Raw genomic sequence first — 18,724 nt, 5'->3', positions numbered from 1 at the left:
CGATCAAGGAGTCGCCGGCCGGCGACCGCGGGTCTCGGGCGGCGGGCTCCAGGGTCGTGGAGAGGTGCGATGGCCTTTTCTGACGATAGGCGGTCAGGCGACAGGGGCCGTCATCGGCGGGGGAGTCGTTGGTGGCGGCGGGGTTCCTATCTCTCCTCCCGCCGTTCCGACGCGCCGCGCGAGTCGTTCTGGGCCGGAGACAGGCCCGAGCGCGACGACGAGCCAGGCTCCCTGTGGGGGCTGTTCGGCGGCCGTCAGGACAGGAACCGCGACAAGGGCGGGCGGCGGCGGGGGCAGGACCGGCCGGACGCCGAGCGGGAGAGCGTCCAGGAGCGGCCGTGGGAGGAGCCGAGGCGTTCGTGGACGGCGGGCACGCAGGGGCAGCCCGCGGGCGGCGCATGGGACAGGGGCCCGAGCGGCAGCCGCGACGCTCCCCCGAAGGAGGAGAAGGGTTCGCGCTACGCGGCCTCGGTCGTCGACAGGCCGCAGTACACCTGGCAGGACTTCGAGCGGATCGACGCGCGCCCCAGGGCGCAGCCCAACAGGCCCGACACGCCCGCCCAGGGCGACGGCCTGGCCCACTGCGGGCGCCTCGAGGGCATCCTGCACCGGCAGTGGGACGCGAGGCAGGGACCGCCCTCCGCCGACGCCGTGCGCGCCGTGGAGAGCCTGGCCAGGCTCCCTGAGCGGCTCAAGGAGTTGCTCGCCGAGGGGCTCGAGGGCATCTACGTCGGTGAGGGCGGCGTGCCCGACCTCGACGACATGGGCTACCTGAGGGGCGCGCCCCTGCCCTCGGGGCGGGCCTCCTGGGACATCTGCGCGGGCGCGTACGGCGACCGCAAGATCGTCGTGGGTGACCGTCCCTCGCCCACGCCCGACGTGATGATGCACGAGGTCGGTCACGCGATCGACGACGTCGACTCCCCTCACGGGGATTGGGTGTCGGACTCGCCGGAGTTCATGGCACTCTACGAGCAGGCCCAACCCCTGCTGGCCTCCTCCTTCCACCGCCAGGGCGACGGACTGGGCCGCAAGGAGTTCTTCGCGGACGCCTTCGCGGCGATCGCCTCGCGCCAGCGTCCCGCCCTGGTCGACATGCTGGGCGGTGACACGCGGATGGCGCTCGATGTCATGTTGTTCTTCAACCGGCGCTACGGAATCTAGGTGATCAGCCATGTACGTGATCCGGCTCGCTGACGGGACTCTGCGCGTGCCGCAGAGCCTGACCAGCGAAGACGGGCGGCTCATCGGCAACGCGTACGTCGAGGTGGAGCCCGGCGATCCGGACTACGAGCGGTGGCTGCCCGAGGCGCTGACCGAGGAGGAGCTGGCCGAGCGGAGGCGGCGCTGGGAGGAGGAGAACGACGAGCTGGAGCGGGCGTTCCTCGCGTTCAAGTCACAGCAGGAAGAGACCTGAACCCTCATGGAGGGAGGCGGGGGCATGACGGCTCGTCGTGCCGGCCATGCGACGTGGCGGCGGCCGGCCGGAGCCCGCTGGAGCGGCGTGGGGGACGGGCCTCGGCCACGGACGGCGGGTGGGCCTGGGCGCGCGTGCCGTAAGCGCTGATCATCCGCACCGGTGACCCTGCGGGTTGTGACTAGCAGGATCACCGGCTGACGGAACGTCAGACGCGCGGGGACTCACCAGGCCGGTCGGCCGTAAGAACGTCCTCGCCACGCAGAAGGGCGTGCACTTCCGATTCGCGGAAGCGACGGTGCCCTCCGGGGGTACGGATGCTACTGATGCGGCCTGCCGCGGCCCAGCGCGTCACCGTCTTTGGGTCTACCCGGAAGAGGGCGGCTACCTCTCCCGGCGTCAGCAGACGCTCGCTGCTACTCTCCACCAATCTCTCCCCCTCGCATCCCGCTTCCTGCCAGCGGGCGGACAGGTACCCAGTGTGTCGAGCGAACCCTGATTTATCCGTGCTTTTCTACAAAGATCACGGGTTGTTATCAGCTGACTGCCCGATTGTTATATGATAGAGCCTCTTTGGGGCTCTCGTGGGTGTTTCTTTACGAAAGCGCCTAACTGGGAACAGTAGCAGCGCTCGTGCCCAGTGCGTAGAGCGACCGCCCGAGGGGCCGAGTAACCTCGACGTTGTGCGTCCTGTACTCGTTTACACCGCGTCGCGGATCGGGCTGTTTCTCGTGACCCTGGGTGTGCTCTACCTGCTGAACCTTCGCGACCCGCTGCTGCTGATCGCGGTGGCGTTCGTGATCAGCGGGATTGCCAGCTATGTCCTGCTGTCCAAGCAGCGTGACGCCGTGAGCGCACGCATCAGTGACAAGGTCGACCGGCCGAAGCCGGAGGACGACTAGGGCAGGGGGAACATGCCAATCCGGGCATGGTACTCCCGTCCGAGTCGCGTTGTGTCACTACCAACGAGTAGTCCGCCCGCGTGCGCCAGAAATGCCTTGACTCCGATGCCACGCTCGCGTCCCGGATTCCAGCTGAGCGCCTTTCCCGTGACGGGATGAATGGCGGCGATCCCCTCCCGTGGCACCGCTCCGGGGCCGGCGGAGTCGCGCCCGCTCGGATTGTCCATCCAGCGCTGGTGTCCGCCCACGTAGACGGCTGACCCCGTCACTGACACCGAGTAGAGCGAATCGCCACCCGTGTGGTTGACCCAGGTGGGCCTGACGCGCTCGCCACGGGCGTAGGTCTCGAATCTGGCCGCGGTGTCGCAGAGCTTCCTCCTGCCGCCTGGCCCGCCCGTCGTGACGACGGCGAAGTAGCTGCCGTCGGGGGCGAAGTCGAGCCCGCGCACGTACGAGGGGAAGACGGCCATGCAGTCGGCGGCGTAGGCGTCGGTGCGCCAGTCGGCGACCTTCGCGCTCACCCCGCCGACGTCGATCAGGCCGAGCTGCGGCCTCGACAGCCCGTTCAGCGTCGTGAAGGTGCCGTCGACGACCAGGCGGTCGCGGCTCACCGCGAGCGCGTGGACCTTCACCCTCGGGGTGCGCGGGTGGCCCGGCGTGATCGCGAAGCTCGCGTCGGCCACACCTGTCGTGGCGCTGAGCCTGGCCAGCGCGAGCCTCGGCTGGGTGAAGTCGCCGCCCACGTAGAGCTTCGACCCCTTCCTGGCGAGCGTGGAGACCGTGCCACCGCTCACCCTGGGATTGAAGCTCCGTACGGCCGAGCCGTCGGACAGGCGCAGCCGTACGAGCCCCGCGCCGCCGACGTAGACGGTGCCGCCCGCGCCCTCGGCCAGCGCGTAGACGGGCGAGGACATGTCGGGGGCGAAGTGGGGGAGGATCTCGCCGGTGCGCAGGTCGTAGGCGAAGAGATTGGCGCGCTCCAGCGTCGTGGAGCCGTGCGCGTCACTCACCTCGCTGAAGGAGCCGCCGACGACGACCGTGTCGCCGACCAGCGCGATGGCGTTGACGATGCCGTCGAGCACGTGGGGTGTGGTGTCGACGGGGTTGGCCGACACCACGCGCGCGTGCGCGATGGGGGAGACGGCGACGAGCGCCGCGAGGGTGGTCCGGGCAAGCATTCGCCAAGTCTTAGCATACTGTGAGTAATCGAGCGACTACTTCCGGTTTATTGCCGCTAAAGCCCTAGGCTTGTCCCATGACCCGCGCACAGTTGGACAAGCAGCCGCATGAGGTCGCCGCGATGTTCGATCGCACGGCCCGGCGATACGACCTCGTGAACGACGTCATCTCGCTCGGCCAGGTGCGATTGTGGCGCAAGGCCGTGGCCGAGGCCGTCGACGCGGGTCCCGGTGAGATCGTGCTCGACCTCGGAGCGGGCACGGGAACCTCCACCGACGCCTTCACCGGGCTGGGCGCTCGCGCGATCGCCTCCGACTTCTCCTTCGGCATGCTGAGCACCGGGGTCAGGCGCAGGGGGCGCAACGCGCTCACCGGCCCCGGTCTGCCGTTCATCGCGGGTGACGCGCTGAACCTGCCGTTCGCCGACAACGCCTTCGACGCCGTGACGATCTCGGTGGCGCTGCGCAACGTGCACGACACCGAGCAGGCCCTGCGCGAGATGCTGCGCGTCACCAAGCCGGGCGGCAAGCTGGTGATCCTCGAGTTCTCCCACGTGACGGTCAAGTCGTTCGACCTGGTCTACCGCGAGTACCTGATGAAGATGCTGCCCAAGGTGGCCAAGGTCTTCGGCTCCAACGACGGCTCCTACGAGTACCTCGCCGAGTCCATCAGAGACTGGCACGACCAGCCGGCCCTGGCCAGGATCATCCAGAGGGCCGGCTGGGAGCGGGTGGCGTGGCGCAACCTCAACCTGGGCATCGTCGCCCTGCACAGGGGCTACAAGCCCCAGGGTTGAACCACTTCCATCGTCACCAGGCCGCCGTTGGCAGGGTGCTGATAGAAGACGACCGCCTGTGCCAGGCAGGCGGTCCTGATCTCGGCCGCGTAGTCCTCGAGCAGTTCGAGGCTCAGCCCCGACCGCAGCCCGAGGAGCAGCAGCACGCTGGCGCCCTCCACGCTCATCCTGAGCACGAGTGGGAGGCGGCCTCTCGTCGTCCGCATCGAGGTCCTTCTGGCCAGTCCCTGGAAGCGGTGGCGCACGATCACCGAGACGGCGTAGCCGACGATCTCCCGTCTGGCCTGCGGCGTCCCCGCGCACGCGAGGGCGACGCCGACCAGCGCCATCCCCGCGGTGACCGCGTTCGTCCACATCGCCACCTGCGCGGTGGCCATCGCGGTCAGCCCGAAGGCCGCCACCTCCGATCGCCACCTGAACAGCGCTCCGAGGAAGGCCGGCAGGTCCCGTGCCTGCGGTATGTGCGGGTGGTTTCGCGGGTGCCCCTCACTGGGCGGCCCGCCTGCTGTTAAGTGGTGGTCCGAAGAGCTCCAGAGGAGGAAGCTCCCCTTGCGCGACACGCGCCTGGGGGTGACTCTGGTCATGTCTCAAGGCTCCGATGTCCTGTCGTGGGTGCGCGGGTGCTGCGGGACCTTACGGGCGGATGGGTCGCGACCATCCGCCCGCGTCGTCTGCGTGGACATCCGGCTCGATGGACCCGTGAGGAGGCGCTCGCGTCTTCATCCGATTCACCGCTTTTCGCGCTGCAGAGGCTAGGATGGAGATTTCCCTCCGGGAAGTGTCGTGCAATTCCCGCTGGGATTATTGGAGAGATGCCCGCCTTGTGAAGGGTTCAACCCTTCCGAGTGGTGGGTAGTACTTCGACACGCTTGTGAGGAGAGCTGAGTGGCGCGGGAGCCGAGCCCCACCGTCAGCCGACGCCGACTCGCCGCAGAGCTGCGTCGACTCCGCGAGGATGCCCAGGTAACGGGAACCCAGGTCGCCCAGGTGCTCGACGGGTCGTCCTCCAAGGTGTCCCGCATGGAAAAGGCCCAGGTCATCGCCCACAAGGACGACGTGGCCCTGCTGGCCGACTTCTACCACGTCTCCCCAGCCGCCCGCGCGGAACTCCTGGCCCTGGCCGAGGAGGCCGAGGGCAAGGGGTGGTGGGACGCCCTGGACTCCATCTCGGAGTCCTACGCGAACTTCATCGGCCTGGAATCCGGCGCCGAGGCCATCTTCACCTGGCAGAACGTGATCTTCCCCGGCCTGCTTCAGACGTCCGACTACGCCCGTGCGCTGATCGGGTTCGGCGACGCGTGGAGCGCTCTTTCTCCCGCGCAGACCGAGCGGCTGGTGCGTGTCAGGGCGCGGCGAGCGCGTGTGCTCGAGGAGGCGAATCCGCCGCAACTCACCGTTCTTCTCGAGGAGTCGGTTCTGATGCGCAGGTTCGGTTCACCGGAGGTGATGCGTGACCAGCTCCGCCACATCCTCGATGTCGCCACCCGCCCCAATGTCTCGGTGCGGGTTGTGCCGCTGGAGCGTTCCTCGCCTTTCCACAGTTTCGTGCTGCTGAAGTTTCCGCAGCGCAAGGGGCTTGGCGACATGCACGACGATCTGGTCTACATCGAGAACGCCACGGGAGCCATATTCGACGAGAACGAGGAGCACACCTTCGCCTACGAGCGCGTCTTCTTCCAGGTGTCCAGCGCGGCCCTGTCCGAGGAGGACTCGCTGAAGCTCATCGGCGAGCACGCACGGTGAATTTCCGGCTCACTGCCGGGGTATGCCCACTTTGGCCCCCGATAGTGAGGATATGCCCATGGAGTCAACGACCTCAGACGAGATCGTGTGGCGCAAGAGCAGCTTCAGCAATATCAGCGGCGAGTGCGTGGAAGTGGCATGGACCGACGGCGGCGTGCTGGTGCGTGACTCCAAGCAGCCAGAAGGCCACGTCCTGAGCTTCACGCGCGCCGAATGGGCCGCCTTCCTCGCCAGGGTCAGGCACGGCGAGTTCGATGCCCCTGAAGGCGATATGTTGGCCCAAAGGTGATCTTGTCACCTTAGGTTGGCGAACGGCGGCATAACAGCCACGAAGGAGCACAATGCCCCCTCCTTCAGGACGCCGATGCTCTAGTCGCGCAATGGGGACAGTTGGGCCAAAAACCCGCCAGTACCATAGCTCAATGGCAACATTCGTCTAACCTCGGAGTGCCGATCTGGTAACTTCGCCTGCAGCTTCTGTGATCACTGGGATTCAATCCACCAGGATTGGCGTCATTGTCAGCCGCGGGCGATCCGCCGACGCATCGCCGCGCCTACTTGCCATTGGATGAGACGTGAACAGTGTGGTGGTGGGGGAGTTTCTCCCGAGTGATTCCTCCGGCGACGCGGGCGCCGAGTCGCGAGCGATCGCTGCGTGGCGGAAAAGCACCTTCAGCGGCCCCACTGGCGAGTGCGTGGAGGTCGCTCCCGCCGCCGATGGTGGGGTGATGGTGCGGGACTCCAAGAACCCCGGTGGTGCCGTCCTGGCGTTCACCACCGGCGAGTGGCGGGCCTTCCTGGCAGGGGTCCGCAACGCCGAGTTCGACCTCTGACCCCCCATTTGATGCTCGAGTCAAGGCCCTCTGTCGCTGACGGGGGGCCTTCCGTATGGGCCAACCGTGTACCCGCCTGCCACCTGGTGCCGGAAAAGCGCTAGACTTCCAGCCGACAAAGTTTGTGAAGAGCTTCACAAAGGAACGAAGGCCCACACTCCGCGGCCAACAAGCGTGTAGGACAGGACAGGTCCGTGACCGTGCCAGCTGACAGCAGGCAAGCGCAGGAGCTCGCCGTGAGCGCGCGAGGAACCAGCCAACCAGCGGCGAGGCGGGCGCGACCATGAACGCGGTTGACGCCGACGTCATCGTCGTCGGCGCAGGTCCCGCCGGATCGGCGACGGCGTTCTATCTCGCCCAGGCCGGGCTCGACGTGCTGCTTCTCGAGAAGACCCGCTTCCCCCGCGAGAAGGTCTGCGGTGACGGGCTGACCCCGCGGGCGGTCAAGCAGCTCATGAACATGGGCGTCGACATCGACGCGCCTGGATGGGTCAGGAACAAGGGCCTGCGCGTCGTGGGCGGCGGTGGTCGCTACGACCTCGACTGGCCGCAGCTCGACAGCTTCCCCGACTTCGGGCTGGTGCGTACCAGGCAGGACTTCGACCAGGTCGTCGCCGCCACCGCGGTCAAGGCCGGCGCCCGCCTGATGGAGGGCGTCAACGTCACCGGCGCGATCCTCGACGACCGCAGCGGGCACATCGTCGGCGTCACGACCAAGGACGGCGCCTCCTACCGCAGCCGCGTGGTGGTGGCCGCCGACGGCAACTCCACCAGGCTCGCCCTGGCGATGGGGCTGTACAAGCGGGAAGACCGTCCGATGGGCGTGGCCGTGAGGACCTACTTCGAGTCTCCTCGTCACGACGACGACTACCTGGAGATCTGGCTGGAGCTCTGGGACGAGGAGACGCTGCTGCCCGGGTACGGGTGGGTGTTCGGCGTGGGCGACGGCACCTCCAACGTGGGCCTCGGACTGCTCAACACCAGCGACGCGTTCAAGAACATCGACTACCGCGACCTGCTGAAGCGGTGGACGAGGAACATGCCGGGGGAGTGGGGCTTCACCGCGGAGAACATGACGACCCCGATCAGGGGCGCCGCGCTGCCGATGGCGTTCAACAGGCAGCCGCACTACACCCGGGGCCCTGGTGCTCGTGGGCGACTCGGGTGGCGCGATCAACCCGTTCAACGGTGAGGGCATCGCCTACGCGATGGAGACGGGCGAGGTCGCCGCCGAGGTGATCGCCAAGGCGCTGCGCGGCACCACCGCCGCCCAGCAGGAGCGAATCCTGCGAAGCTATCCGCAGGTGCTCAAGGACGCCTACGGCGGATATTTCACGCTTGGCAGGTGGTTTGTCGAAGCAATTGGGAAGCCTGGCGTGATGAGCTTCGGCACACGGCATGGGCTGCACCACCCCAGGCTGATGCGCTTCGCTCTCAAACTCCTTGGTAATCTCACCGACCGGCGAGGCGATGCGTCAGACCGGATCATCAACGCTCTCGCGAAGGTCGCCCCACCAGCATGAACCGTTCATCCACCCGGCACACATACAGTTCTGTCCGCGCGCTCGCGCGCGTGGAGATGGGAGAGGAGGCGTAGCGATGGATCTTTATGTGCCCATCCTGGTGCTCGCCATTGTCGCGGGGGGCTTCGCGCTCTTCTCGGTGGCGATCGCCCCGTTCACCGGTCCCAAGCGCTGGAACCGCGCGAAGCTCGACGCCTACGAGTGCGGCATCGAGCCGACGCCCCAGCCTGTCGGTGGCGGACGCTTCCCGCTGAAGTACATGATCACCGCGATGCTCTTCATCGTGTTCGACATCGAGATCATCTTCCTGTACCCGTGGGCCGTGTCGTTCGACATGCTCGGGGTCTTCGGGCTGGTCGAGATGGTGCTGTTCATCGTCACCGTGCTCGTGGCCTATGCCTACGTGTGGCGCCGCAAGGGTCTGGACTGGGACTAGATAATGGGACTTGAAGAGAAACTCCCGAGCGGGTTCATCCTCAGCACGGTCGAAGCGGCCGCCGGGTGGGCCAGGAAGAACTCCGTGTGGCCGGCCACGTTCGGCCTCGCCTGTTGCGCGATCGAACTGATGGCAACCGGTGCATCGCACTACGACCTGGCGCGCTTCGGCATGGAGCGCGCTTCGGCGTCTCCTCGCCAGGCCGACCTGATGATCGTCGCCGGCCGCGTCTCGCAGAAGATGGCGCCGGTGCTGCGCCAGATCTACGACCAGATGGCCGAGCCCAAGTGGGTCATCGCGATGGGCGTGTGCGCCTCCAGCGGCGGCATGTTCAACAACTACGCCATCGTGCAGGGCGTCGACCACATCGTGCCCGTCGACATCTACCTGCCGGGGTGCCCCCCGCGGCCCGAGATGCTGATCGACTCGATCGTGAAGCTGCACGACAAGATCCAGAACATGAAGTTCGGCGCGCACCGTGCCAAGCAGATCGAGGAGCTCGAGCTGCAGGCGCTCCGCACGCTGCCCCTGATCGACCAGGAGGCCTCCAAGTGAGCGAGAACCTCCCCGAGGTGCCCAAGGAGCAGGTGCCCGAGGAGCCGGTGGCCCGCCAGGGCATGTTCGGCGCCAGTGGCACCGGCGACACCTCCGGCTACGCCGGCCTCGTCGTACGGCGGGCGCCCCGCCTGTCGACCCCCCGCCCCTACGGCGGCTACTTCGACGAGGTCGTCGACAAGCTCGAGTCCTTCGTCGAGGACGGCGTCGAGCGCGTGGTCGTCGACCGCGGCGAGCTGACCCTTCACGTGAAGCGCGAGAAGCTGGTCGAGATCTGCCAGCGCCTGCGCGACGAGCCCGAGCTGCGCTTCGAGCTCAGCCTGGGCGTGAGCGGCGTCCACTACCCGCACCTGGCGGGCGAGGAACTGCACGCGGTCATCCACCTGTGCTCCATCACGCACAACAGGCGCATCCGCGTCGAGGTGAGCGCGCCCGACTCCGACCCGCACATCCCCTCGACGGTCGGCGTCTACCCGACGCACAACTGGCACGAGCGCGAGACGTACGACTTCTTCGGGATCATCTTCGACGGTCACCCCGCGCTGACCAGGATCATGATGCCGGACGACTGGGACGGTCACCCGCAGCGCAAGGACTACCCGCTCGGCGGCATCCCCGTCGAGTACCGCGGCGCCGAGGTTCCCTCCCCGGACAACAGGAGGTCTTACGCGTGAGCGAGTTTGACGAGCTGAGCGTTGACGAGCGAAGCGAGGAGTACGCGTGAGCACCGGATATGACGAGGCGACCGAGGGCAAGGTCTACTCGGTCAACGGCGCCGACTGGGACGACGTCGTCGGCGCGGTGCGCGACTCCGAGGACGAGCGCCTGGTCATCAACATGGGCCCGCAGCACCCTTCCACGCACGGCGTGCTCAGGTTGATCCTCACCCTCGACGGCGAGTCGGTCACCGAGGCCCGTACCGGCATCGGCTACCTGCACACCGGCATCGAGAAGAACATGGAGTACCGGACGTGGACCCAGGGGACCACGTTCGTCACCCGCATGGACTACCTCGCGCCGCTGTTCAACGAGACCGCGTACTGCATGGGCGTGGAGAGGCTGCTCGGCATCGAGGACCGCATCCCCGAGCGGGCGCAGGCCATCCGCGTCATGATGATGGAGCTCAACCGGATCTCCTCGCACCTGGTCGCGATGGGCACGTTCGGCATGGAGCTGGGCGCGACCACGCCGTTCCTCTTCGGCTACCGCGACCGTGAAATGATCATGGACCTGTTCGAGTACATCACGGGTCTGCGGATGAACATGGCCTACGTCAGGCCGGGCGGCGTCAGCGTCGACCTGCCGGCGGGCACGGTCGACAAGGTCGGCGAGTTCCTCAAGGAGATGCCCAAGCGCATCAGGGACACCCGCAAGCTGCTCGACGAGAACCCGGTCTACACCCGTCGCACCAAGGACGTGGCCTACCTCGACCTGACCGGCTGCATGGCGCTCGGCATCACCGGCCCCATGCTGCGGGCCGCCGGACTGCCGTGGGACCTGCGCAAGTCGCAGCCCTACTGCGGCTACGAGACCTACGACTTCGACGTCGCCACGCAGCAGAGCTGCGACGTCTACGGTCGCTACCTCGTCCGCATGCAGGAGATGGAGGAGTCGCTCAAGATCATTGAGCAGGCCCTCGACCGCATCGCGGGACCGCTGAAGAACAAGCCGGTCATGATCGAGGACAAGAAGATCGGCTGGCCCGCGCAGCTCGCGCTGGGCCCTGACGGCTTCGGCAACTCGCCCGACCACATCGCGCACATCATGGGCAGCTCCATGGAAGCGCTGATCCACCACTTCAAGCTGGTCACCGAGGGCTTCAGGGTCCCGGCAGGCCAGGCGTACGCGGCGGTGGAGTCCCCCCGCGGCGAGCTCGGCGCGCACGTGGTCAGCGACGGCGGCACCCGCCCGTACCGCGTCCACTTCCGCGAGCCGTCCTTCACGAACCTGCAGGCCGTACCGGCAACCTGCGAGGGTGGCCAGGTCGCCGACGTCATCGCGGCTGTGGCATCCATCGACCCGGTCATGGGAGGTGTTGACCGGTGAGTTACTCGCCGGACGTCCGGGAGCGTCTCGAGAGAGACGCCAAGGAGATCATCGGGCGCTACCCGAAGACGCGCTCGGCTCTGCTGCCGCTGCTGCATCTGGTGCAGTCGGAGGACGGTTACGTCTCCGAGCACGGACAGGAGTTCTGCGCGGAGATGCTCGGCCTGAGCAAGGCCGAGGTCACCGGTGTCGCGACCTTCTACACCATGTACAAGCGCAAGCCGATGGGCGACTACCACGTAGGCGTCTGCATCAACTCGCTGTGCGCCGTGCTGGGCGGCGACCAGATCTGGGAGGAGCTGTCGGAGCACGTCGGCGTCGGCCACGACGAGACGACCCCCGACGGCAAGGTGTCGCTCGAGCGTCTCGAGTGCAACGCCGCCTGCGACTTCGCGCCCGTGATGATGGTCAACTGGGAGTTCTTCGACAACCAGACGCCCGAGTCGGCCAAGCAGCTCGTCGACGACCTGCGCGACGGCAAGAGCGTCTCGCCCACGCGCGGCCCGAAGAAGCTCTGCACCTTCAAGGAGGCCTCGCGGGTGCTCTCGGGCCTGCCCGACGACCTGGCCGGTGACGGCCCGTCGGCGGCAGGTCCCTCGCTCGAGGGCCTGAAGGTCGCCAAGGCCAACGGATGGAAGGCCCCCGAGGCATGAGCACCACCCTTACTCCGGTCCTCACCGCGAACTGGGACCAGGCCAACTCCTTCACGCTGGAGGGCTACGGGCCCTACGACGCGGCGAAGAAGGCGCTCGGCATGGACCCCGACGCGGTGATCCAGGCCGTCAAGGACTCCGGTCTGCGCGGCCGAGGCGGCGCGGGCTTCCCCACCGGCATGAAGTGGGGCTTCATCCCGCAGGGCGACGGCAAGCCGCACTACCTCGTCGTCAACGCCGACGAGTCGGAGCCCGGCACCTGCAAGGACATCCCGCTGATGATGGCCAACCCGCACTCGCTGGTCGAGGGCATCATCATCACCTCCTACGCCATCCGCGCCAACCACGCCTTCATCTACGTGCGCGGCGAGGTGCTGCACGTCATCCGCCGGCTGCACGCGGCCGTGCGCGAGGCGTACGAGAAGGGCTACCTCGGCAAGGACCTCTTCGGCTCCGGTTACGACCTGGAGCTGGTCGTCCACAGCGGCGCGGGCGCCTACATCTGCGGCGAGGAGACGGCGCTGCTCGACTCGCTGGAGGGTTTCAGGGGTCAACCGCGCCTCAAGCCTCCGTTCCCAGCCGTGGCGGGCCTGTACGCGTCGCCCACTGTGGTGAACAACGTGGAGTCCGTGGCCAGTGTTCCCTCGATCATCGCGAACGGCGCCGACTGGTTCGCCTCGATGGGGACCGAGAAGTCCAAGGGCTTCGGCATCTTCTCGCTGAGCGGCCACGTCACCCGGCCGGGCCAGTACGAGGCCCCGCTCGGCATCACGCTGCGCGAGCTGCTCGACATGGCGGGCGGCATCCGCGAGGGGCACCAGATCAAGTTCTGGACCCCTGGCGGCTCCTCCACGCCGATCTTCACCGACGAGCACCTCGACGTCCCCCTCGACTTCGAGGCGGTCGGCGCGAAGGGCTCGATGCTCGGCACCCGGGCGCTGCAGATCTTCGACGAGACCACCTGCGTGGTCCGTACGGTGCTGCGCTGGACCGAGTTCTACGCCCACGAGTCGTGCGGCAAGTGCACGCCGTGCCGTGAGGGCACCTACTGGCTCAAGCAGGTGCTCAAGCGCCTGGAGGCCGGCCAGGGCACCGAGGACGACCTCTCGCTGATCACCGACATCGCCGACAACATCCTGGGCCGCTCCTTCTGCGCCCTGGGCGACGGCGCCACCAGCCCGATCCACTCGTCGGTGAAGTACTTCCGCGACGAGTACCTCAAGCACTTCGAGGTCGGCGGCTGCCCGTTCGACCACAAGAAGTCCACCGTGTGGGGTGACAAGTGACAACGACAGCCGTAGAGACCCAGGTCGTCACCCTCACGATCGACGGCTTCCAGATCTCCGTGCCCAAGGGCACGCTGATCATCAGAGCGGCCGAGCTGCTGGGCATCCAGATCCCCAGGTTCTGCGACCACCCGCTGCTCGACCCCGCCGCCAACTGCCGCCAGTGCCTGGTCGACATCCCCGACGCGGGCAACGGCCGCGGCTTCCCCAAGCCGCAGCCGTCGTGCGCGATCGAGGTCGCCCAGGGCATGGTCGTGCAGACCCAGCTCACCTCGCCGGTGGCCGAGAAGGCGCAGCGCGGCGCGATGGAGCTGCTGCTCATGAACCACCCGCTGGACTGCCCGGTCTGCGACAAGGGCGGCGAGTGCCCCCTGCAGAACCAGGCGATGTCCAACGGGCAGGGCGAGTCGCGCTTCCACGAGCACAAGCGCACCTTCCCCAAGCCGCTGCCGCTGTCGACGCAGGTCCTGCTCGACCGTGAGCGCTGCGTGCAGTGCGCGCGGTGCATCCGCTTCTCCGACGAGATCGCGGGCGACCCGCTCATCGACTTCTTCGAGCGCGGGGCCAAGGAGCAGGTGGGTGTCGCCGACGGCAAGCCGTTCGACTCCTACTTCTCGGGCAACACGATCCAGATCTGCCCGGTCGGCGCGCTGACCAGCGGTGCCTACCGCTTCCGCGCCCGCCCGTTCGACCTGGTCTCCACCCCGAGCGCCTGCGAGCACTGCGCGTCCGGTTGCGCCCTGCGCACCGACCACCGCCGCGGCAAGGTCACCCGTCGTCTGGCCGGCATGGACATGCAGGTCAACGAGGAGTGGAACTGCGACAAGGGCCGCTTCGCCTTCACCTACGCCACGCAGCCCGACCGGCTCAAGACGCCGCTGGTCCGCAACGAGGAGGGCCTGCTGGTCCCCGCGTCGTGGCCTGAGGCGCTCGCCGTCGCGGCCGCCGGTCTGGCCAAGGCGCGAGGCAAGGCGGGCGTGCTGGTCGGCGGCAGGGTGACCGTCGAGGACGCCTACGCCTACGCCAAGTTCGCCCGCGTCGCGCTCGGCACCAACGATGTCGACTTCCGCGCCAGGCCCCACTCGGCCGAGGAGGCCCAGTTCCTGGCGCACGCGGTCGCCGGCAAGGGCATCGAGATCTCCTACACCGACCTCGAGCAGGCGCCCGCCGTCCTGCTGGTCGGGTTCGAGCCCGACGAGGAGTCGCCCATCGTCTTCCTGCGCCTGCGCAAGGCGTGGAGGAAGAAGGGCCTCAAGGTCACCTCGATCGCCCCGTTCGCCACCGAGGGCCTGGCCAAGATGGGCGGCACGCTCATCAGGACCACGCCGGGCGGCGAGGCCGACGCGCTCGACGAGCTCGGCTCCGTGGCCGAGGGCACGATCATCCTGGCGGGCGAGCGGCTGGCCGCCGTCCCCGGCGCCCTGTCGGCGCTGGTACGGCTGAGCGCCGCCTCCGGCGCGAAGCTGGCCTGGATCCCGCGCAGGGCGGGCGAGCGCGGAGCCGTCGAGGCGGGCGCGCTTCCCAACCTGCTGCCCATCGGCCGCCCGGTCGAGGACGAGTCGGCGAGGGCCGAGGTCGCCCGAGCGTGGAACGTCGGCTCCCTGCCGGCCGCCCCCGGTCGCGGCACCGACGCGATGCTCGCCGCGGCGCTGAACGAGGAGCTCGACGCGCTGCTCGTCGCGGGCGTCGACCCGCACGACCTCGCCGACCCCGAGGCGGCGCTGACCGCGCTGGAGAACACGCCGTTCATCGTCAGCCTGGAGATCCGCGCCAGCGCGGTCACCGACAGGGCCGATGTGGTCCTGCCGGTCGCCGCGGTGGCCGAGAAGGCGGGGACGTTCGTGAACTGGGAGGGTAGGGGCCGCTCGTTCGAGCGCGCGCTCAGGGTCCCCGGTCTCATGAGTGACCTCGGCGTGATCGGCGCCATCGCCGACCACATGGACGTGCACCTCGGCCTGCCGGACGCCGCTTCGGTCCGCAGGGAGCTCGGCGCTCTCGGCGCCTGGCGCGGCACGCGGGTCTCGGCGCCGAACGTCAACGCCAGGGCCCAGGGCTCGCCCCAGCAGGGCGAGGCCGTGCTGGCCACCTGGCACCAGCTCCTCGACGCGGGCAGGCTGCAGGACGGCGAGCCGTACCTCGCGGGCACCGCTCGCGCCGTCGAGGCGCTGCTGTCGGAGAGCACCGCCGCCGAGATCGGCGTGGTCGACGGCGACAAGATCGTTATCGGTGAGACGGTGTCACTGCCCGTGCGCGTCGCCGACCTGCCCGACCGGGTGGTCTGGGTGCCGGCGAACTCCGCAGGCAGCTCGGTCTCGCGCGACCTGCGCGCGGTGGCCGGCGACATCGTCAAGATCGGGAGTGCTTCATGAGCCTGCCAGTCCTCGCGGTCGATCCGACCCTTGCCGACTTCGGCAAGGACCCGCTCTGGATCACCATCATCAAGGCGGTCGGCGTCTTCGCCTTCCTGATGCTCGGCATCCTGTTCGGCGTCTGGTACGAGCGCAAGCTGATCTCCCGCATGCAGAACCGCTACGGCCCCAACAGGGCGGGCAAGTTCGGCCTGCTGCAGTCGGTGGCCGACGGCATCAAGATGGGCCTCAAGGAAGACATCTTTCCCAACACCGTGGACAAGGTGCTCTACCTGCTGGCCCCGGTCATCATGGTGATCCCGGCCTTCCTGGCCTTCTCGATCACGCCGTTCGGCCCCATGGTGAACATGTTCGGCGTGCAGACGCCGCTGCAGCTGGTCGACCTGCCGGTCGCGGTGCTGTTCATGCTGGCGATGGGCGCCGTGTCGGTCTACGGTGTGGTGCTGGCCGGATGGTCGTCCCGCTCGCCGTACGCGCTGCTCGGCGGTCTGCGGTCGGCGGCCCAGGTGGTCTCCTACGAGATCGCGATGGGTCTGTCGTTCGTGGCGGTCTTCCTGTTCGCGGGCACGCTGTCCACCTCGGAGATCGTGGCGGCCCAGGCCTCGGGAGGGGAGTTTTTCGGGATCCCGATGCCCTCCTGGTACGTGATCCTGCTGCTGCCGTCCTTCCTGATCTACGTGGTCTGCGCCTTCGGTGAGGCCGCCCGCATCCCGTTCGACCTGCCCGAGGGTGAGGGCGAGCTGGTCGGCGGCTTCCAGACCGAGTACTCCTCGTCGCTGAAGTTCGCGCTGATCATGATGGGCGAGTACCTGCACACGTTCACCGCCTCGGCGATGGCGATCACGCTGTTCCTCGGCGGCTGGCGGGCACCGTGGCCGATCTCGCTCTGGGACGGCGCGAACACCGGCTGGTGGCCGTTCCTGTGGTTCCTCATCAAGTTCATCCTGGTCTTCTCCTTCGTCGTCTGGGTCCGCGCCTCGCTTCCGCGAGTGCGTTACGACCAGCTGATGGCGCTGGGCTGGAAGGTGCTGATCCCGCTGAACCTGGCGTGGATCATGCTCGTCGCCACCGTCAAGCTGATGAGGGACGAGACCGGCGCCGTCGACAAGACGCCAGTGATGATCATCGGAGCGATCGTCATCGTCGGAGCCTTCGCCATCTGGTGGCGCTTCGACACCGTGAACCAGCGCCGCAAGGATGCGGAGAAGGCAAAGGTCGCCGCCGAGTTCGAGCAGCTCGCCGCCGAGCCGACGGCCGGTGGCTTCCCTGTGCCGCCGCTTGACCTGCCGCACTACCACGGGGTGGAGCGCAAGGAGGTTCCCAGTGGGACTAACTGATTTTCTGAACCCCGTGAAGGGGTTCGGCGTGACCTTTCACACGATGTTCAAGAAGCCGGTCACGACGAACTATCCGGAGGAGAAGAAGCCGACGGCTCCTCGCTTCCACGGTCGTCACCAGCTGAACAGGTGGCCCGACGGCCTGGAGAAGTGCGTCGGCTGCGAGCTGTGCGCATGGGCGTGCCCCGCGGACGCGATCTTCGTCGAGGGCGCGGACAACACCGAGGACGAGCGGTTCTCGCCCGGCGAGCGCTACGGACGCACCTACCAGATCAACTATCTGCGGTGCATCCTGTGCGGTCTGTGCATCGAGGCGTGCCCGACCAGGGCGCTCACGATGACCAACGAGTACGAGCTCGCCGACTCCAGCCGAGAGAGCCTCATCTACACCAAGGAGATGCTCCTCGCGCCGCTCACCCAGGGCATGGAGCAGCCTCCGCACCCCATGCGGCTCGGCGACACCGAAGAGGACTACTACCGCTTGGGGCGCGATAATGGGTGAGACCATTACGTTCTGGGTGCTCGCCGTCGTCTCCGTCGGCGCGGCGCTCGGAATGATCTTCAGCCGCAAGGCGGTCTACTCGGCGCTCCTCCTCGGCGGCGTCATGCTGTGCCTCGCGGTGCTCTACGCCGTGCAGGAGGCGCCCTTCCTCGCCGCGGTGCAGATCATCGTCTACACCGGCGCGATCATGATGCTCTTCCTGTTCGTGCTCATGCTGGTGGGCGTCGACTCGGCCGACTCGCTGGTCGAGACCCTGAGAGGGCAGCGCGTCTGGGCGGGCCTCGCCGGGATCGGCTTCGCCGTCCTGGTGATCCTGGCCATCGGCAACGCGCTGTTCGTGCCCGAGCCCGCGGGGCTGGCCGCCGCCACCGAGCAGGCGGGCGGCAACGTCCAGGCGCTGGCGAGGCTGGTGTTCACCCGCTACGTGTTCGCCTTCGAGGTCACCTCCGCGCTGCTCATCACCGCCGCGCTCGGCGCGATGGTGCTGGCGCACCGCGAGCGGCTCGAGCCGAAGGCCACGCAGAAGGACATGGCTCGCGCCCGCTTCGCCGAGGGCGACCCCTCGCCGCTGCCGGCACCGGGCACGTACGCCAGGAACAACGCCATCGACATGCCCGCGCTGCTGCCCGACGGCTCGGTCTCCGAGCTGTCGGTCAACCGCCACATCGCGCGCTACGACGTCGAGCGGGGCCACCTGCCCGATGACCCCAAGCTCGCCGAGGCGCTCAAGCACGCGGTCGAGGAGGAGCCCGTGACCGAGCGGAGCCACAGGCACGAGCAGGCTTCGTCGCAGGAAACCGACTCGCAGGCCGAGGTGACCAAGTGACCACCGAGTACCTGGTCCTGTCGGCCCTGCTCTTCGCGATCGGCGCGCTCGGCGTGCTGATCAGGCGCAACGCGATCGTGGTCTTCATGTGCGTCGAGCTCATGCTCAACGCCTGCAACCTCGCGTTCGTCACCTTCGCCAGGATGCACGGCAACCTCGACGGTCAGATCATCGCGTTCTTCGTGATGGTCGTGGCCGCCGCGGAAGTCGTGATCGGTCTGGCCATCATCGTGACGATCTTCCGAACCCGCAGGTCGGCATCCGTGGACGATGCCAACCTGCTGAAGTACTAAGAGGTGACAGTGGAACCGGCTGAGATCA

21 protein-coding genes and 1 pseudogene are annotated in these 18,724 nt (G+C 67.9%); 19 read left to right on the top strand and 3 right to left on the bottom strand.

Annotated elements, in window-relative coordinates:
* Nucleotides 1-69: 69 nt before the first annotated feature.
* Nucleotides 70-1,164 (top strand): hypothetical protein, encoded by a 1,095-nt coding sequence (locus FHR33_RS24565; protein ID WP_183652081.1) that lies wholly within the window; start codon nucleotides 70-72, stop codon nucleotides 1,162-1,164.
* A 10-nt stretch (nucleotides 1,165-1,174) separates the two neighbouring features.
* Nucleotides 1,175-1,417, top strand: a complete 243-nt coding sequence (locus FHR33_RS24560; protein WP_183652078.1) for a hypothetical protein — start codon at nucleotides 1,175-1,177, stop codon at nucleotides 1,415-1,417.
* Nucleotides 1,418-1,625: 208 nt separating this feature from the next.
* Here FHR33_RS24560 and FHR33_RS24555 read toward each other — a convergent pair whose 3' ends face one another.
* Nucleotides 1,626-1,844: a BldC family transcriptional regulator gene (locus tag FHR33_RS24555; protein WP_183652076.1), complete on the bottom strand. Its 219-nt coding sequence runs from the start codon at nucleotides 1,842-1,844 to the stop codon at nucleotides 1,626-1,628.
* 256 nt (nucleotides 1,845-2,100) lie between these two features.
* On the opposite strand from FHR33_RS24555, the gene FHR33_RS24550 reads away from it, so the two are divergent.
* Entirely contained in the window at nucleotides 2,101-2,319 is a 219-nt protein-coding gene (locus FHR33_RS24550) for a DUF4229 domain-containing protein (RefSeq protein WP_183652073.1), read from the top strand.
* Here the strand turns inward: FHR33_RS24550 and FHR33_RS24545 are convergent.
* The gene (locus FHR33_RS24545) at nucleotides 2,316-3,497 is read right to left on the bottom strand and encodes a hypothetical protein (protein ID WP_221241224.1); all 1,182 of its coding nucleotides are present in this window, start codon (nucleotides 3,495-3,497) and stop codon (nucleotides 2,316-2,318) included. The genes FHR33_RS24550 and FHR33_RS24545 overlap by 4 nt on opposite strands.
* Before the next feature lie 77 nt (nucleotides 3,498-3,574).
* On the opposite strand from FHR33_RS24545, the gene FHR33_RS24540 reads away from it, so the two are divergent.
* Entirely contained in the window at nucleotides 3,575-4,294 is a 720-nt protein-coding gene (locus FHR33_RS24540; RefSeq protein ID WP_183652070.1) for a demethylmenaquinone methyltransferase, read from the top strand.
* Here the strand turns inward: FHR33_RS24540 and FHR33_RS24535 are convergent.
* A complete protein-coding gene (locus FHR33_RS24535; protein ID WP_183652067.1) occupies nucleotides 4,276-4,878 on the bottom strand; it encodes a hypothetical protein in 603 nt (200 codons plus the stop codon). The two genes, FHR33_RS24540 and FHR33_RS24535, sit on opposite strands and share 19 nt — an antisense overlap.
* A gap of 301 nt (nucleotides 4,879-5,179) precedes the next feature.
* Here FHR33_RS24535 and FHR33_RS24530 point away from each other — a divergent pair, with 301 nt between their 5' ends.
* The 15 genes and pseudogenes from FHR33_RS24530 to nuoK all read left to right on the top strand — a co-directional run bounded on the left by FHR33_RS24530 (nucleotide 5,180) and on the right by nuoK (nucleotide 18,696).
* Entirely contained in the window at nucleotides 5,180-6,037 is an 858-nt protein-coding gene (locus FHR33_RS24530) for a DUF5753 domain-containing protein (RefSeq protein ID WP_183652064.1), read from the top strand.
* Nucleotides 6,038-6,095: 58 nt separating this feature from the next.
* Nucleotides 6,096-6,326, top strand: a complete 231-nt coding sequence (locus FHR33_RS24525) for a DUF397 domain-containing protein (RefSeq protein ID WP_183652061.1) — start codon at nucleotides 6,096-6,098, stop codon at nucleotides 6,324-6,326.
* Nucleotides 6,327-6,612: 286 nt separating this feature from the next.
* Nucleotides 6,613-6,870, top strand: a complete 258-nt coding sequence (locus FHR33_RS24520; RefSeq protein WP_312895702.1) for a DUF397 domain-containing protein — start codon at nucleotides 6,613-6,615, stop codon at nucleotides 6,868-6,870.
* Nucleotides 6,871-7,153: 283 nt separating this feature from the next.
* Nucleotides 7,154-8,393 (top strand): annotated as a pseudogene (locus tag FHR33_RS24515) (geranylgeranyl reductase family protein).
* A 76-nt stretch (nucleotides 8,394-8,469) separates the two neighbouring features.
* Nucleotides 8,470-8,829 (top strand): NADH-quinone oxidoreductase subunit A, encoded by a 360-nt coding sequence (locus tag FHR33_RS24510; RefSeq protein ID WP_183652058.1) that lies wholly within the window; start codon nucleotides 8,470-8,472, stop codon nucleotides 8,827-8,829.
* A 3-nt stretch (nucleotides 8,830-8,832) separates the two neighbouring features.
* Nucleotides 8,833-9,384, top strand: a complete 552-nt coding sequence (locus FHR33_RS24505) for a NuoB/complex I 20 kDa subunit family protein (RefSeq protein ID WP_183652055.1) — start codon at nucleotides 8,833-8,835, stop codon at nucleotides 9,382-9,384.
* The gene (locus FHR33_RS24500) at nucleotides 9,381-10,058 is read left to right on the top strand and encodes an NADH-quinone oxidoreductase subunit C (protein WP_183652052.1); all 678 of its coding nucleotides are present in this window, start codon (nucleotides 9,381-9,383) and stop codon (nucleotides 10,056-10,058) included. The genes FHR33_RS24505 and FHR33_RS24500 overlap by 4 nt, the downstream gene beginning before the upstream one ends.
* A gap of 46 nt (nucleotides 10,059-10,104) precedes the next feature.
* Nucleotides 10,105-11,430: an NADH-quinone oxidoreductase subunit D gene (locus FHR33_RS24495; RefSeq protein WP_183652049.1), complete on the top strand. Its 1,326-nt coding sequence runs from the start codon at nucleotides 10,105-10,107 to the stop codon at nucleotides 11,428-11,430.
* Nucleotides 11,427-12,083 carry an NADH-quinone oxidoreductase subunit NuoE gene (gene nuoE, locus FHR33_RS24490; protein ID WP_183652047.1) on the top strand — a complete coding sequence of 219 codons (657 nt, stop codon included), beginning with the start codon at nucleotides 11,427-11,429 and terminating at the stop codon, nucleotides 12,081-12,083. The genes FHR33_RS24495 and nuoE overlap by 4 nt, the downstream gene beginning before the upstream one ends.
* Complete coding sequence (nuoF, locus tag FHR33_RS24485; protein WP_183652044.1) at nucleotides 12,080-13,369, top strand: NADH-quinone oxidoreductase subunit NuoF; 1,290 nt, start codon at nucleotides 12,080-12,082, stop codon at nucleotides 13,367-13,369. The genes nuoE and nuoF overlap by 4 nt, the downstream gene beginning before the upstream one ends.
* Nucleotides 13,366-15,738, top strand: coding sequence for an NADH-quinone oxidoreductase subunit G (locus FHR33_RS24480; protein ID WP_183652041.1), 2,373 nt, complete (start codon nucleotides 13,366-13,368; stop codon nucleotides 15,736-15,738). The genes nuoF and FHR33_RS24480 overlap by 4 nt, the downstream gene beginning before the upstream one ends.
* The gene (gene nuoH, locus FHR33_RS24475; protein ID WP_183652038.1) at nucleotides 15,735-17,075 is read left to right on the top strand and encodes an NADH-quinone oxidoreductase subunit NuoH; all 1,341 of its coding nucleotides are present in this window, start codon (nucleotides 15,735-15,737) and stop codon (nucleotides 17,073-17,075) included. Before FHR33_RS24480 ends, nuoH begins: the two co-directional genes overlap by 4 nt.
* The gene (gene nuoI / locus FHR33_RS24470; RefSeq protein WP_183652035.1) at nucleotides 17,062-17,577 is read left to right on the top strand and encodes an NADH-quinone oxidoreductase subunit NuoI; all 516 of its coding nucleotides are present in this window, start codon (nucleotides 17,062-17,064) and stop codon (nucleotides 17,575-17,577) included. The genes nuoH and nuoI overlap by 14 nt, the downstream gene beginning before the upstream one ends.
* Complete coding sequence (locus tag FHR33_RS24465) at nucleotides 17,570-18,403, top strand: NADH-quinone oxidoreductase subunit J (RefSeq protein ID WP_183652032.1); 834 nt, start codon at nucleotides 17,570-17,572, stop codon at nucleotides 18,401-18,403. The genes nuoI and FHR33_RS24465 overlap by 8 nt, the downstream gene beginning before the upstream one ends.
* Nucleotides 18,400-18,696, top strand: coding sequence for an NADH-quinone oxidoreductase subunit NuoK (gene nuoK / locus FHR33_RS24460; RefSeq protein WP_183652029.1), 297 nt, complete (start codon nucleotides 18,400-18,402; stop codon nucleotides 18,694-18,696). The genes FHR33_RS24465 and nuoK overlap by 4 nt, the downstream gene beginning before the upstream one ends.
* The last annotated feature ends 28 nt before the right edge of the window (nucleotides 18,697-18,724 follow it).

It is taken from the genome of Nonomuraea dietziae (genome assembly GCF_014195505.1).
Classification (GTDB): domain Bacteria; phylum Actinomycetota; class Actinomycetes; order Streptosporangiales; family Streptosporangiaceae; genus Nonomuraea; species Nonomuraea roseola.
This window is presented reverse-complemented; position numbering and strand designations above follow the sequence as displayed.

Coding starts and splice junctions, on each gene's coding strand:
- FHR33_RS24565 (WP_183652081.1), top strand. CDS start 70: ATGGCCTTTTCTGACGATAGGCGGTCAGGCGACAGGGGCCGTCATCGG.
- FHR33_RS24560 (WP_183652078.1), top strand. CDS start 1,175: ATGTACGTGATCCGGCTCGCTGACGGGACTCTGCGCGTGCCGCAGAGC.
- FHR33_RS24545 (WP_221241224.1), bottom strand. CDS start 3,497: ATGCTTGCCCGGACCACCCTCGCGGCGCTCGTCGCCGTCTCCCCCATC.
- FHR33_RS24540 (WP_183652070.1), top strand. CDS start 3,575: ATGACCCGCGCACAGTTGGACAAGCAGCCGCATGAGGTCGCCGCGATG.
- FHR33_RS24535 (WP_183652067.1), bottom strand. CDS start 4,878: ATGACCAGAGTCACCCCCAGGCGCGTGTCGCGCAAGGGGAGCTTCCTC.
- FHR33_RS24525 (WP_183652061.1), top strand. CDS start 6,096: ATGGAGTCAACGACCTCAGACGAGATCGTGTGGCGCAAGAGCAGCTTC.
- FHR33_RS24510 (WP_183652058.1), top strand. CDS start 8,470: ATGGATCTTTATGTGCCCATCCTGGTGCTCGCCATTGTCGCGGGGGGC.
- FHR33_RS24505 (WP_183652055.1), top strand. CDS start 8,833: ATGGGACTTGAAGAGAAACTCCCGAGCGGGTTCATCCTCAGCACGGTC.
- nuoF (WP_183652044.1), top strand. CDS start 12,080: ATGAGCACCACCCTTACTCCGGTCCTCACCGCGAACTGGGACCAGGCC.
- nuoH (WP_183652038.1), top strand. CDS start 15,735: ATGAGCCTGCCAGTCCTCGCGGTCGATCCGACCCTTGCCGACTTCGGC.
- FHR33_RS24465 (WP_183652032.1), top strand. CDS start 17,570: ATGGGTGAGACCATTACGTTCTGGGTGCTCGCCGTCGTCTCCGTCGGC.